This window comes from Pseudomonas sp. S44 (assembly GCF_016624805.1).
Classification (GTDB): domain Bacteria; phylum Pseudomonadota; class Gammaproteobacteria; order Pseudomonadales; family Pseudomonadaceae; genus Aquipseudomonas; species Aquipseudomonas machongensis.
The window spans coordinates 41691-55279 of sequence record NZ_JACVTY010000016.1; the positions used below are offsets into that span (position 1 = coordinate 41691).

Annotated in this window: 8 protein-coding genes; 4 read left to right on the forward strand and 4 right to left on the reverse strand. The window is 64.3% G+C overall.

What is annotated here, in order from left to right; genetic code table 11:
• The first annotated feature begins 16 nt into the window (after window positions 1-16).
• Window positions 17-1849, forward strand: a complete 1833-nt coding sequence (locus IAE40_RS13950) for an ABC transporter ATP-binding protein (RefSeq protein WP_153772351.1) — start codon at window positions 17-19, stop codon at window positions 1847-1849.
• An 87-nt stretch (window positions 1850-1936) separates the two neighbouring features.
• Here IAE40_RS13950 and IAE40_RS13955 read toward each other — a convergent pair whose 3' ends face one another.
• Complete coding sequence (locus IAE40_RS13955) at window positions 1937-3064, reverse strand: GNAT family N-acetyltransferase (protein WP_200603393.1); 1128 nt, start codon at window positions 3062-3064, stop codon at window positions 1937-1939.
• Window positions 3065-3328: 264 nt separating this feature from the next.
• Between IAE40_RS13955 and IAE40_RS13960 the strand changes: the two genes are divergently transcribed.
• Complete coding sequence (locus tag IAE40_RS13960) at window positions 3329-4573, forward strand: putative porin (RefSeq protein ID WP_200603394.1); 1245 nt, start codon at window positions 3329-3331, stop codon at window positions 4571-4573.
• A 126-nt stretch (window positions 4574-4699) separates the two neighbouring features.
• Here the strand turns inward: IAE40_RS13960 and IAE40_RS13965 are convergent, their stop codons facing one another.
• From IAE40_RS13965 to IAE40_RS13975, 3 genes are all read right to left on the reverse strand, one after another.
• Window positions 4700-5821: a beta-ketoacyl-ACP synthase III gene (locus tag IAE40_RS13965; RefSeq protein WP_054893303.1), complete on the reverse strand. Its 1122-nt coding sequence runs from the start codon at window positions 5819-5821 to the stop codon at window positions 4700-4702.
• Window positions 5822-6032: 211 nt separating this feature from the next.
• Window positions 6033-9938, reverse strand: a complete 3906-nt coding sequence (gene hrpA / locus IAE40_RS13970; RefSeq protein WP_200603395.1) for an ATP-dependent RNA helicase HrpA — start codon at window positions 9936-9938, stop codon at window positions 6033-6035.
• 203 nt (window positions 9939-10141) lie between these two features.
• Window positions 10142-10390 (reverse strand): hypothetical protein, encoded by a 249-nt coding sequence (locus IAE40_RS13975; RefSeq protein WP_200603396.1) that lies wholly within the window; start codon window positions 10388-10390, stop codon window positions 10142-10144.
• Between the two features lie 455 nt (window positions 10391-10845).
• Between IAE40_RS13975 and IAE40_RS13980 the strand changes: the two genes are divergently transcribed.
• Together IAE40_RS13980 and IAE40_RS13985 are read left to right on the forward strand one after the other, a co-directional pair.
• Window positions 10846-12210, forward strand: a complete 1365-nt coding sequence (locus tag IAE40_RS13980; RefSeq protein ID WP_054893306.1) for a glutamine synthetase family protein — start codon at window positions 10846-10848, stop codon at window positions 12208-12210.
• 31 nt (window positions 12211-12241) lie between these two features.
• Window positions 12242-13549, forward strand: coding sequence for an NAD(P)/FAD-dependent oxidoreductase (locus IAE40_RS13985; protein WP_063543710.1), 1308 nt, complete (start codon window positions 12242-12244; stop codon window positions 13547-13549).
• The last annotated feature ends 40 nt before the right edge of the window (window positions 13550-13589 follow it).

Consider the following 13589-nt stretch of genomic DNA (forward strand, 5'->3'; position numbering starts at 1 on the left):
ATCAACAGGAGTTTCCATGCTGTACCGTCGCTTCGAGCAACTGATCGACATTTTCCGTGAGGCGCCCAGCGAGGCGCCGCCGAGCACGGTCTGGCCGTTCTACCTGTACTACCTGCGTCAGGTCTGGCCGAGCTTTCTCGCCTTGCTGGTGGTCGGCCTGGTCGCCTCGCTGATCGAGGTGGCGTTGTTCAGCTACCTGAGCCGGATCATCGACCTGGCCCAGGGCACGCCCAACATCAACTTCTTCAGCGAGCACAGCACCGAGCTGATCTGGATGCTGGTGGTCGTGCTGGTGCTGCGGCCGGTGTTCTTCGGCCTGCACGACCTGCTGGTGCACCAGACCATCAACCCGGGGATGACCAGCCTGATCCGCTGGCAGAACCACACCTATGTGCTCAAGCAGAGCCTGAACTTCTTCCAGAGCGACTTCGCCGGGCGCATCGCCCAGCGCATCATGCAGACCGGCAACTCGCTGCGCGACTCGGCGGTGCAGGCGGTGGATGCGCTGTGGCACGTGCTGATCTACGCGATCAGCTCGCTGGTGCTGTTCGCCGAGGCCGACTGGCGCCTGATGATTCCGCTGCTGGTATGGATCGTCGGCTATATCGCCGCGCTCTACTACTTCGTGCCACGGGTCAAGGAACGCTCGGTGGTGTCGTCTGACGCACGCTCCAAGCTCATGGGGCGGATCGTCGATGGCTACACCAACATCGCCACCCTCAAGCTGTTCGCCCACACCGACTACGAACAGCAGTACGCCCGCGAAGCGATCAGCGAGCAGACCGAGAAGACGCAACTGGCTTCACGGGTCATCACCAGCATGGATGTGGTCATCACCACCCTCAACGGCCTGCTGGTGGTCGCCACCACTGGCCTGGCACTGTGGTTGTGGAGCCAGTCGCTGATCAGCGTCGGCGCCATTGCCCTGGCCACCGGCCTGGTGATCCGTATCGTCAACATGTCCGGTTGGATCATGTGGGTGGTCAACGGCATCTTCGAGAACATCGGCATGGTCCAGGATGGCCTGCAGACCATTGCCCAGCCGGTTTCGGTCACCGACACGCCCAATGCCCCAGCATTGAAAGTAAGCCGTGGTGGTGTGCGCTTCGACGATGTGGACTTCCACTACGGCAAGGGTGGCAAGGTCATCGATGGGCTGAACCTGGATATTCGCCCGGGCGAGAAGATCGGCCTGATCGGCCCGTCCGGCGCGGGCAAGTCCACGCTCGTCAACCTGCTGCTGCGCCTGTACGACGTGCAGGGCGGACGCATCCTCATCGATGGCCAGGATATCGCCCAGGTCAACCAGGCCAGCCTGCGTGCGCAGATCGGCATGATCACCCAGGACACCTCGCTGCTGCACCGCTCGATCCGCGACAACCTGCTGTATGGCCGGCCGGACGCAAGCGACGAGGAAGTCTGGGAGGCGGTGCGCCGCGCCCGGGCTGACGAGTTCATCCCGCAGTTGTCCGACGCCCAGGGCCGCACCGGCTTCGACGCCCATGTGGGCGAGCGTGGGGTCAAGCTCTCCGGCGGCCAGCGCCAGCGCATCGCCATTGCCCGCGTGCTGCTGAAGAATGCGCCGATCCTGATCATGGATGAGGCAACCTCGGCGCTGGACTCGGAAGTCGAGGCGGCGATCCAGGAGAGCCTGGAAACCCTGATGCAGGGCAAGACTGTGATCGCCATCGCACACCGCCTGTCGACCATCGCCCGGATGGATCGGCTGGTGGTGCTGGAGAAGGGGCGTATCGTCGAGAGCGGCAGCCATGCCGAGCTGCTGGCTCAGCAGGGGTTGTACGCCCGGTTGTGGCATCACCAGACGGGCGGGTTCGTCGGAGTCGATTGATATCGCCTCAAGGGCCTTTTCGCGGGTAAACCCGCTCCCACAACCTGTGGGAGCGGGTTTACCCGCGAAGCATCCAACACAACCCGCTCACTCCTGCCGATAAGGCAACATCTCCCGTGCCTGCTCGGCATAGGCCCTCACTCCGTCTCGCTCCTGGGCCAGGAACTCATCCACCGCCCGCCGCAGCCCCGGATGGCGCAAGTAGTGCCACGAGCGCGTCAGCACCGGCTCGAATCCGCGAATCAGCTTGTGCTCCCCCTGGGCCCCAGCGTCGAACCGCTGCAACCCTTCGGCAATCGCATAATCCATGCCCTGGTAGAAGCAGGTCTCGAAATGCAGGCGGTCGAATTCGTCCAGGCAGCCCCAGTAGCGACCATAGAAACTGTCGCCTCCGACCAGGCTCAAGGCCATGGCCACGTCGCGGCCGCTCTGCCGTGCGACCACCACCCGCAGCGCCTCGGGCATGCGCTCGGCCAGCAGGCTGAAGAACTCGCGGGTCAGGTAGGGCGCACGTCGCCGCACCGCATAGGTGTTGGCATAGCAGCGGTAGACGAAATCCCAACGCGCCTGGTCAAGCTCATCGCCACGCAGCCACTGGAAGTCGATGCCCTGCCCGGCCACCTGTTCGCGCTCCTTGCGCATCTGCTTGCGCTTGCGCGAACTGAGGGTGTCGAGAAAGTCCTGAAAGTCCCGGTAACCACGGTTGCGCCAGTGGAACTGGCAGCCCAGGCGCTCCATCCAGCCCGGCTGGGCGAGCATTTGCTGGTCCAGGCCGCTGTCGGTGAAGTTGATGTGCGCACCGGACAGCTCACCCTTGACCAGGTACTCCGGCAACGCCTGCAACAACAGCAGGGCGTCAGCGGGGTCCGCGCTCAGCAGTCGTGGCCCGCTGACCGGGCTGAACGGCACTGCCCCGAGCAGCTTGGGGTAATAGGCGATACCCGCACGCTCACAGGCATCGGCCCAGCCATGGTCGAACACGTACTCACCGAACGAATGCCACTTACGGTAGGCCGGCAGTAACGCCCGCACCTCGCCGTCACGCTCCAGCACCAGGTGCTCGGCGGCCCAGCCGGTCTGGCGGCTGACGCTACCGCTGTCTTCCAGCGCACTGAGAAAAGCATGGCTGAGGAACGGCTGGCCGGCAGGCACCAGCGCGTCCCAGGACAGTGCCGGCAGATCACGCAGGTGGGCAAGGCTGTAGAGGCTGGTCACGACGTCGGCTCCCTGAACACAGGTCGCCAGTATCGCCAAAGGCGCCGGATCGCTCAAATGACGATGACTGTTCTTATAACCATGTGAGTAATTACTTAACAGCAGTGCCACTAAATAGACATTATTCTGTAATCCCCCCTCGCAATACTTGCGCCTGTTTTTCGGATGCCGAGAACCTGTCTAGTCAGGCCTTTTCCGGAGACATGCCAACTTGGGGGTGGGCGCACAAAAGCCTCCCCATACTTTTCCAATAGGGAGAACCTTATGCGTCTTGTTTCTACACTTACCGGAGTTAGCCTCACCGGCATGATGCTGGCCCTGAGCGCCCCGGCCAGTGCTGCAGTCGACGCCAAGCTGCTCGAAATGCTCCGCGCCAACGGCTCGATCAACCAGGCGCAGTACAGCGAACTGCAGGCCGATCTGGCAAAAGAAACCAAGGAAAAGGCCGACCAGAAGGCACAGTCCGAGCGCCTGAGCTCCTTCGAACAGAAAGTGGCATGGGCCGCCAAGACCCAGATCAAGGGTGACGTGCGCCTGCGTTACGAAGACGTCAACGTCGACAACCCACGCAGCGGCAGCGGCAACCAGGACCGCGAGCGCGTCCGTGCCCGCGTCGGCTTCTACAGCGAAATCAACCCGCAGGTCGACGCTGGCGTGCGTATCGCCACCGGCAGCAGCGCCGATGGCCGTTCGACCAACCAGAGCCTGGACAACTACTTCGAAAAGAAATCGCTGTGGGTCGACCTGGCCTACCTCGACTGGCACCCGACCGCCATCCCGAACCTGCACCTGATCGGCGGCAAGATGCAACAGCCTTGGGTGAGCATGGGCGACATCATCTGGGATAGCGACCTGAACCCTGAAGGTGTGGCTGTCACCTACAAGACCAACCTGGGCGGCGCCGAGCTGTTCGGTAGCGCCGGTCAGTACACCCTCAAGGACAACGTCGACGGCGACGGCGTGCAGTTCAAGCACGACGCCCAGCTGTACCACGGCCAGTTGGGTGCTCGCTTCGCACCGGTTGATACCCTCAAGGTCACCGTTGGCGGCAGCATCTACGGCTACGACAACGACAAGGAATCTGCCGCTCTGCGTCAGTTCGGCAACACCACCACCGAGTTCAACCTGGTGGAAGGCTTCGGTCAGATCGACTTCACCGGCTTCGCCATCCCGCTGGCAGCCTACGGTCAGTACGTGAAGAACACCGACAGCACCGACGGCGAAGACAAGGCCTGGCTGGCGGGTGTGAAGACCAAGCTCGGCGCCTGGAGCCTGGACTACAACTACCGCGACGTACAGCGCAACGCTGTGGTCAGCGCCTTCACCGACTCCGACTTCGGCAACGGCTTCACCGGTAACCGTGGTCACAAGTTCAAGGTCGGTTACGAAATCGACAAGAACTTCGCTGTCGGCGCGGCTTACCTGATGGCCAAGACCGACCGTTCGCAGCTGCCGAACACCGACGCGGACGTCGACACCCTGCAGGTCGACCTGGAAGCCAAGTTCTAAACGAACGCTCCCCTGCGTAGCTCAGCGGGAAGCGCCGACCCCATCCGGCGCTTCCCGCTTTTTTTCGTCTGCTGAAAATACAGCGGCCTTTTCACGGGCAAGCCCGCGAAAAGGCCGCCGCCGTTATCAGCGCTTGCGCAGAATCACACTACCAATCGAATACCCCGCCCCGAACGAGCTCAGCACCGCCACCGATCCTTGCTCCAGGTCATCCTGGTACAGGTGGAAGGCAATCACCGAGCCGGCCGAACTGGTGTTGGCATAACGGTCGAGAATCACCGGTGCCTCCTGCTCGCTCACCTCACGCCCCAGCAGCTTCTTGACGATCAGGTGGTTCATGCTCAGGTTGGCCTGGTGCAGCCAGAAGCGCTTGACGTCGGAAGGCTGCAGGTCGTTCTCGGCCAGGTGCTTGCCGATCAGCTCGGCGACCATCGGGCAGACTTCCTTGAACACCTTGCGTCCTTCCTGCACGAACAGCTTGTCGCGGGTGCCTTCACCCTCCTCCGCCGCACGGTTGAGGAAGCCGAAGTTGTTGCGGATGTTGTTGGAGAACGAGGTCAGCAGCTTGGTGCTGACGATGTCGAACTGATGCTTCGATGTGGCCTGGTCGGCGCGCTCGAGCAACACGGCAGTGGCGGCATCACCAAAGATGAAGTGGCTGTCGCGGTCACGGAAGTTCAGGTGGCCGGTGCAGATCTCCGGGTTGACCATCAGGATCGCCCGGGCCTGGCCGAGCTGAATGCTGTTGGCGGCGTTCTGGATACCGAAGGTGGCCGAGGAGCAGGCCACGTTCATGTCGAAGCCGAAGCCCTGGATACCCAAGGCCTGCTGCACTTCGATGGCGATCGCAGGATAGGCGCGCTGCAGGTTGGAACAGGCGACGATCACCCCATCGACGTCGGCAGCGGTACGACCGGCGCGCTCCAGCGCCTGGCGGGCTGCAGCCACGGCCATTTCGCAAAGAATGGAGTACTCGTCATTGGAGCGCTCGGGCAGGCGTGGCTTCATGCGCTGCGGGTCGAGGATGCCGGCCTTGTCCATGACGAAGCGGCTCTTGATGCCTGATGCCTTTTCGATGAACGCCGCGTCGGACAGCGGCGCCGGCTCGACCTCGCCACGCTCGATGGCGGCGGCGTTGTCTGCGTTGAACTGTTGCGACCAGGTGTTGAAGGATTCCACCAGTTCTTCGTTGGAGATGCTCTGGGCCGGGGTATACAGGCCGGTGCCGCTGATCACGACGTTGTGCACGGTCGTTCCTCTGGTCTGTGGCCTGCGCCTGGCGGGCGTTGGCCGGGATGGGCTGTGATTAATGGCACTTTAGTGCCAACTTGAGATCGTCAGCGAGGGCTGCGCCCTCGATCGCGGGGCAAGCCCGCTCCCACAAAGTGAGAGCGGGGTTGTCCCGCGATGGGCCGCAACGCGGCCCAAATTGCACCAATATTGCCACAACTCAAGGAATTTAGGCTTCCACCAAACTCCACTGCTTGCTCAATCGCTTATCGGAAACCGCCACTTTCGTCCCCAACTGCTGCGCGAACAGCGACACCCGGTATTCCTCCAGCAACCAGCGATACAGGGTCAGTTCGGCGTCACGCTTGCCCTCCTGGGCATGCTTGTCGGCGCGGGTCTTGTACTGCGTCCACAGGTTGCCCAGCTCGCCGCTCCAGACCCGGTCCTTCTGCACCTGCGAGCCCAGCTTCTCCAGGCGCAGCTCGATGGCCTTCAGATAGCGCGGCAGTTCCTTGAACCACTGCGACGGCGTCTCGCGCACGAAGCCTGGGTACACCAGGTTGCCCAGTTGCTGCTTGATATCGTTCAGCGCCACCGCCTGGCTCAGCTCGATCTTGCCCTTGAAGCGCTTCTGCAGGCCATGCCACAGCTTGAGCACTTCCAGGGTCTGGCGTGCCAGCCGCTCGGCATGCTCGGTCCAGTCGCCACGCTTGCGTTCAGCGAGCGAGGCCAGCGCGGCGCCGTCGCGCGGCAGTGGCGTCTCGCCTTCGAGCACACAGCTGTCGAGGCTGGCCAGCAGGATATCCTCGACCAGCGATTCGACCCGGCCCAGCTCGCGGTACAGCAGCCCCAGCTCGGTCAGCCCCGGCAGCTTGCCGCGCAGGAACTTGGCAGGCTCGGCCAGCTGTTGCAGCAACAGGCGCTGCAGCGCGCGGCGGTGCTGGAATTCGGCTTCGGCCTGGGTCGAGAAACGCCCCTCGCGCACCGCGCCGTTGTCTTCCACCAGTGCTGGATACACCGTCAGCGAAAGGCCGGCGATCTTCTGCTGGGCAGTCTGCGCCACCTGGGCGAAGGCCTTGGCCTGCACCGGCTGTTCGGTTTTCTCGCTACGTGGCAACGCCAGCGCGGCCTGGCTGGCAGCGGCGAAGCGCGCGGTCAGCTCGGCCAGGTCGCGGCCTTCGCCGAGGAACTTGCCCTGGCCGTCGACCACCTCGATGTTCATGCGCAGGTGTCCTTCGACCTGCCCCGCCGATTCGGCCCACGCCTCGTCCGAGACGCGCGCGCCGGTCATGCGCAACAGTTCCTGGCCCAGGGCCTGCGGCAAGGCGCCCTGGCCGAAGGTCATGCGCGACAACGCCGCCTTGACGAAGTCCGGCACCGGCACGAAGTTCTTGCGCAAGGCCTTGGGCAGATTGCGCACCAGGGCCACGCACTTGGCCTCCAGCAGCCCCGGCACCAGCCACTCCAGGCGTTCGCCCGGCAGGTTCGGCAACAAGGGCGCTGGCACCCGGACGGTGACACCGTCGCGCGGGTGATTGGGTTCGAAGTGATAGCTCAACGGCAGGCGCAGGTCGCCCACCTGCAGGTGGTCCGGGTACTGCGCGGCGGTGACTTCGCTGGCCTCACGGGCGAGCACGTCCTCTTCGCGCATGATCAGCAGGTTGGCGTCCTTCTGGCTGTTCATCCGATACCAGCTGTCGAAGGTCGCGGTCTGGTGGATCTCTTCCGGCAGGCGCGCCTCGTAGAAGGCGTACAGCGTCTCTTCGTCGGCCAGGATGTCACGACGGCGGGCCTTGGCTTCCAGCTCATCGAGCTGCTCGAGCAGGCGCTTGTTGGCCGACAGGCACTTGGCCCTGGACTGGATCTCGCCACCGACCAGCCCCTCGCGGATGAACAGCTCGCGCGAGGTCACCGGATCGATCGGACCGAAGTGCACCGGGCGTCGACCGACCAGGATCAACCCATACAGCGTGATCTGTTCATAGGCGACCACCTGCCCGCGCTTCTTCTCCCAGTGCGGCTCGAAATGGTTCTTCTTGATCAGGTGCCCGGCCAGCGGCTCGATCCAGTCCGGCTCGATCTTGGCGACCATGCGCGCATACAGCTTGGTGGTTTCCACCAGCTCGGCCGCCATCACCCACTGCGGGCGCTTACGGCCGATGCCGGACGAAGGGTGCACCCAGAAGCGTCGCTGGCGCGCGCCCTGGTAATCACCCTCTTCGGTCTTGTGGCCGATCTGGCTGAGGAGACCGCTGAGGATCGCCTTGTGCATGCGCTGGTAATCGGAGGCATCCTTGTTCACCGCCAGCTGCAGGTCACGGCAGATCAGCGACAGCTGGCGATGCGCATCACGCCACTCGCGCAGGCGCAGGTAGCTGAGGAAGTTCTTGCGGCACCAGTTGCGCAGCGGGTTGGCGGTCAGCGCCTGGCGCTGCTCCTCGAAGCCGCGCCACAGGTTGACCAGCGCGGCGAAGTCCGAATCGACATCTTTCCACTGCGCGTGCGCCTGGTCAGCGGCCTGCTGGCGCTCCGGCGGACGCTCGCGCGGGTCTTGTACCGACAGCGCACTGGCGACGATCAGCACTTCCTGCAGGCTGCCCTGGCGGGCACCTTCGAGCAGCATGCGGCCCAACCGCGGGTCGATCGGCAGGCGCGCCAACTGGCGGCCCAGCGGGGTGAGCTGGTTCTCGCGGTTGACCGCCGAGAGCTCCTGCAACAGGTTGAAGCCGTCGCTGATGGCCTTGCCATCCGGCGGCTCGATGAACGGAAACGCGTCGATCTCGCCCAGGCGCAGGTGCAGCATCTGCAGGATCACCGCCGCCAGGTTGGTGCGCAGGATCTCGGGGTCGGTGAACGCTGGGCGGCCGTTGAAATCATCTTCGCTGTAGAGACGGATGCAGATACCCGGCTCGACCCGCCCGCAACGGCCTTTACGCTGGTTGGCGCTGGCCTGCGACACCGCCTCGATGGGCAGGCGCTGGACCTTGGCGCGGTAGCTGTAGCGGCTGATGCGCGCGGTACCGCTGTCGATCACGTAGCGGATGCCCGGCACGGTCAGCGAGGTTTCGGCAACGTTGGTCGCCAGCACCACGCGTCGGCCACTGTGGGACTGGAAGATTTTCTGCTGCTCGGCCGGGGTCAGGCGCGCGTACAGCGGCAGGATCTCGGTGTGGCGCAGCTGCGCCTTGCGCAGGATCTCGGCGGCATCGCGAATCTCGCGTTCGCCGGGCAGGAACACCAGCACATCGCCCGGGCCCTTGCCCTGGCTGCGTTCGTGCTGGGCGATTTCATCCAGCGTGGCGAGGATCCCCTGGTCGACCGTGAGGTCGTCCTCGACCTGGTTGCCCTCCTCGTCCTGCTCGCTGGTCAGCGGGCGGTACCAGGTGTCCACCGGGTAGGTACGGCCGGACACCTCGATGATCGGCGCGCCATCGAAGTGCTTGGAGAAGCGCTCCAGGTCGATGGTCGCCGAGGTGATGATCAGCTTGAGGTCGGGGCGCCGGTGCAGCAGGGTCTTGAGGTAGCCGAGCAGGAAATCGATGTTCAGACTGCGCTCGTGGGCTTCGTCGACGATGATCGTGTCGTAGCGTTCGAGGAAGCGGTCGTGCTGGGTTTCGGCCAGCAGGATACCGTCGGTCATCAGCTTGACCAGGGTGTTGGAGTCGCTCTGGTCCTCGAAGCGCACCTGGTAACCGACCAGCGCCCCAAGGGGTGTGCCGAGCTCTTCGGCAACCCGCGTCGCCACGCTGCGCGCGGCGATCCGGCGCGGCTGGGTATGGGCGATCAGGCCATGACTGCCGCGGCCCAGCTCCAGGCAGATCTTCGGCAACTGGGTGGTCTTGCCGGAACCGGTTTCGCCAGCGATCACCAGCACCTGGTGCTCGGCCAGGGCTTTCTTGATCTCGTCGCGCTTGGCGGCGATGGGCAGGCTGTCGTCGTAGCGGATGCTCGGCACGCTCTGCTGGCGCGCGGTGACCTGGGCGCAGGACGCCTGGACCTTCTCCACCCACTGCGCCAGCTTGCCCTCGTCGGGGCGCTTGCGCAGCTCGTGCAGTTGCCGCCGCAGGCGATGGCGGTCGGCGATCATGGCGTGGTCGAGGTTTTGCAGCAGTTTGTCGATGGCGTGGTCAGTCATGGGGCTTTCTGATGATGCAGGTGAGCCTGCTTTTGCATGATCGGCATTCTTGAGGATGCGCGATTGTCGCAGATTTGGCGGTTCTCTGCTGCCTGTACCGGCCTCTTCGCAGGCGAGCCCGCTCCCACAAGGACTGAGCTGGTTATCAGATTTTGAACAAGACAGTTACCCCCTACGCGAGCGTGCACCCCGGCAATTTCCGATCAGCCCCGATCCCGTTCGAAATACCGCGAACGCTTGAACAGCAGTCGTGTGCCAGCCATCGTGAAAAAGACGGTCCAGATCAAACCGTCGAGCAACAGGTTTTCGTGCTTACCCAGTTTCGTGCAACTCGTAATCGCTGCTGCCATGAAAACCAGATACATGAACACTCGGAGCCTGCTAGACCGGAACAGCCAGTCGACGCCTACCGCGAGAATGCAGATGAAGCCAACTGCAAAGACGTCAGCCATCACTACCCCGGATTAAATGATCAGCATCAGGCTTCTGGACTGTGGCCCCCTATCCATTACGGTCTGAACACCTCGTAGGACTACTCCGAAACCCAATCACCAAGCGGCGCAAATGTTTAGCCAGCTCTGGAGTGAACGTCGCCATTCACTGCTTTAATCAACCTTACCCACCATGTGAGTATCCAGGGCATGATTCCCGACCCGATCACCGCGCCCCCGATGTCACGCCCTTCGCTGCCGAAGGTCAGGGCCCGCGCCGGTGAAAATCCGCTGGTCCACGTCATCCTCGCCTTCTGGGCCCTGTGGCACTGCCGCCATGCTCGCCCGCCGGATACCTCGCTCGCTGTCCATTGACGCCTACCGCAGCCCCGCGGCTGCCTGAATCCGTCCGACGCGCCGCGCCAACCCGCGGTGGTCTTGTGCGCCCCTGAACGACAGGGGCGCGAGCGAGCCCCATGCACTTTGCCAACCCCGAGCAAGCCCGCCGTTTCCTGGCCGAAAACCCCGACATCGACCTGATCGAACTGTTCATCCTCGACGCCAACGGCGTGCCGCGCGGCAAGCTGCTGCACCGTGACGAGCTGATGGCGGTGTATGAAAGCGGCCGGCCGCTGCCCAGCACCATCCTTGGCCTGACCCTCAATGGCGACGATGTGGAAAACTCGGGCCTGGTCTGGGATGTCGGTGACATCGACTGCCGCGCCTACCCCCTGGACGGCAGCCTGGTACGCCTGCCTTGGCGCCGGGTGCCGACCGCCGCGGTGCAGGTCAGCATGCACCCCAGCGAAGGCCTGCCCGCCAGCATTGCCGACCCGCGCCATGTCCTGCTGCGCACCATCGAGGCCCTGAAGGCCGACGGTTATCACCCGGTGATGGCCTGCGAGCTGGAGTTCTACCTGCTCGACCAGCAGCGCGATGCCCAGGGCCGCCCGCAACCGGCGCTCGACAGCGACGGCGGCCGACCACGCAGCACACAGGTTTATGGCCTGCGTGAGCTGGAACAGATCGAGCCCTTCCTCGCCGACCTGTATGCCGCCTGCAAGGCCCAGGGTATTCCGGCACGCACGGCGATTTCCGAGTATGCCCCCGGCCAGGTGGAAATCACCCTGGAACACGGCGATGCGCTGGCAGCGATGGACCAGGCCGTGCGCTACAAGCGCCTCGTCAAGGGCGTGGCCCATGCCCACGGCATGCAGGCCTGCTTCATGGCCAAGCCCTTCGCCCAGATCGCCGGCACCGGCATGCACATGCACCTGAGCCTGGCTGACAGCGAAGGCCGCAACCTGTTCGCCAGCGAAGACCCGGCCGGTACGCCGCTGCTGCGCCAGGCCGTGGCGGGCATGCTGCGCCACCTGCGCGATTCGCTGCTGCTGTTCTGCCCCAACGCCAACTCGTTCCGCCGCTTCCAGGCCAACAGTTATGCGCCGCTGGCGCCGACCTGGGGTGTCGACAACCGCACCGTGAGCCTGCGCGTACCCGGCGGCCCGGCACCCAGCCGACACATCGAGCACCGTATCTGCGGCGCCGATGCCAACCCTTATCTGGCTGCCGCGGCCATTCTCGCCGCCACGCACCAAGGCATTCGCGAACAACTGGACCCTGGCGCTCCGGTCGAGGGCAACGGCTATGCCCAGGCCACCGAGCACCTGCCCACCGACTGGCTCACCGCCCTCGATGCACTGGAGCACTCGGTTTGGGCTCGCGAAGCGCTGGGCGATGCGTTCCTCGGGGTATACCTGAAGGTCAAACGCGCCGAATACCGCCAGTTCATGGCCGAAGTCAGCGAACAGGACTGGCGCTGGTACCTGCACCAGGCCTGAGCCCTACCCTATTCAGAACAAGGAACATCCCATGAACGCAGCACTGAACAACGGCCCGGCCCAGCGCGCACCGTCCTACTACAGCGCCACCCTCAACGACCGGACCGAGTACCCGACGCTCAACGGCACCGAGCAGGTTGATGTGGCGATCATCGGTGGCGGCTTCACCGGCGTCGCCACCGCCGTGGAGCTGGCAGAGCGCGGCCTGAAGGTCGCCATCGTCGAGACCAACCGCATCGGCTGGGGCGCCAGCGGGCGCAATGGTGGCCAGGTGACTGGCAGCCTGTCCGGCGACGAGGCCATGCGCACCCAGATGCGTGACCGGCTCGGCAGCGAGGTAGACGATTTCATCTGGCACCTGCGCTGGCGCGGGCACCAGATCATCGAGCAGCGCGTGGCGCGCTACGGCATCCAGTGCGACCTCAAGCGCGGCCACCTGCATGCCGCAATGAAGCCGTCGCACCTGGAGGAACTGCGCGCCTTCGAAGCCGAGGCCCAGCGCCGTGGCATGGGCGACCAGGTGCAACTGCTCGACCGCCAGGGCATCTCGCGCCACCTGCAGAGCCCGCTGTACCTCGGGGCACTGAAGAATACGCGCAACCTGCACCTGCATCCGCTCAACCTGTGCCTGGGCGAGGCGCGGGCTGCGCACAGCCTCGGCGCGCTGATCTTCGAAAATTCGGAAGTGCTGGATATCGTCCACGGTCCGAGTCCGGCAGTGGTTACCGCCAATGGTCGAATCGAGGCGCGCCAGATCCTGCTGGCGGGCGATGTGTACCACAAGCTCGAGCAGCGCCAGCTCAAGGGCAAGATCTTCCCGGCCATGGGCGGGATCGTCACCACCGCGCCGCTGGGCGAGCTGGCCGAGCAGATCAACCCCGAGGACCTGGCGGTGTACGACTGTCGCTTCGTGCTCGACTACTACCGCCTGACCGCCGACAAGCGCCTGCTGTTCGGAGGTGGCGCCAACTATTCGGGGCGTGATTCGCGGGACATCGAAGCCGAGCTGCGCCCTTGCATCGAGCGCACCTTCCCGGCGCTCAAGGGCGTGCCGATCGAATTCAAGTGGAGCTGCGCCATGGGCATCGTGGTCAACCGCATCCCACAGCTGGGCAAGCTGTCGGACAACGTCTGGTACTGCCAGGGTTACTCCGGGCATGGCATCGCGACCAGCCACATCATGGGCGAGATCATGGCCGAGGCGTTGACCGGGACGCTGGAGAAGTTCGACACCTTTGCCGCGTGCAAGCACATCAAGGTGCCGATGGGGGATTTGCTGGGCAATCCGCTGCTGTCAGTGGGGATGTGGTACTACCAGATGCTGGAAAAGTTGCGCTGAAACCAAAACCGGCCCGCTCTTGCAGGAGCGGGCCGGTGTG